This is a genomic window from Salinimicrobium oceani, from assembly GCF_012037645.1.
In genome coordinates this window covers 1-457 of record NZ_JAAVJR010000607.1, presented here as the reverse complement: position 1 = coordinate 457, position 457 = coordinate 1, and the positions used below count along the sequence as shown (strand labels likewise).

Here is a 457-nt window from a genome sequence, read left to right as displayed (position 1 = left end):
AAGACCAGAAGCTAACCCTTCACTGATGAAGTCAAGGTTATCTACTTGTAGGTATCCTCCTTTTACGTAAGTATCAGGGTGGTTTTGAGAAGAAAGGTAAGTGTTAAGGTGTACTCTAACTCCTTTTGCAAGCAAAATGTCAAAAGTCATGTTTGCAGTAGCAAGGTTAAAGTCTTTTCCAAGTTCATATAATTCAGGAGCGCCTGAAGCATTTTCCTGTTCTAATGCCTGGAATTGAAGTGCAAAAGCACCACCAAGTCTTACCTGTACTCCTTCGAATTCACCGTAGTTGTTGTCTTTTGTAGGCTCAAATGTGCTTATACCGCGTTGATCTGGATATCTAAAGTTAGGTAGACTTCTGTCCCAAAGGGTAGTGTTTTCATTGTCTTCTACAACAAGAACATCTACATCTTGTGCCTGTGCCTGAAAGCCCATGGCCATCATTAAAGCAATTCCT

1 pseudogene is annotated in these 457 nt (G+C 40.7%); it reads right to left on the bottom strand.

What is annotated here, in order from left to right:
- Positions 1-457 (bottom strand): annotated as a pseudogene (locus HC175_RS18500) (hypothetical protein); the annotation flags it as partial.